Raw genomic sequence first — 409 nt, forward strand, 5'->3', positions numbered from 1 at the left:
TCCTGCACACCCCCCGACTCGGCACCCTCACCGTCCCCCACCCCCGACCCGACGCCGACCGGCGGCTACGACTCGTCACCCGCGACTACGTCACCACCGATCCCCGTCACGGCAACGCCCACGTCAGCGAGGAACGCCTCCTGCGCATCGAAACCGTCCCGGCCGACCCGCAGGAGGACGCCCATGCCTGAGGGACAGCACCGCACCGGAACCCTCACCTGGAACGCCGACACCGGCAAGCTGACGGTGACCGTCGAGGAGGAGAAGGGGCGCCGCCGCCCCGTGAAACACCCCTACGACCTGGCCGAGGAGCTCCGCGACCGCGAGCCTGGGCAACTCGACGGCATTCGCGTGGAGTTCCGCTGGCACAAGAGCCAGATCCGCGACCTGCGCCCGTATGGAGCACCCC

General features: G+C 70.7%; 2 protein-coding genes. Both read left to right on the forward strand.

Annotated elements, in window-relative coordinates; translation table 11 throughout:
- The coding region (csx19, locus tag RM812_RS42620) for a type III-D CRISPR-associated protein Csx19 (RefSeq protein WP_311586462.1) at positions 1-191 on the forward strand (191 nt) is incomplete at its 5' end.
- Positions 184-409, forward strand: a 226-nt coding sequence (locus tag RM812_RS42625; RefSeq protein WP_311586467.1) for a hypothetical protein, incomplete at its 3' end; no start/stop codon positions are given. The genes csx19 and RM812_RS42625, both read left to right, overlap by 8 nt.

Source organism: Streptomyces lancefieldiae (assembly GCF_031845825.1).
GTDB classification, from domain to species: Bacteria; Actinomycetota; Actinomycetes; order Streptomycetales; family Streptomycetaceae; genus Streptomyces; species Streptomyces lancefieldiae.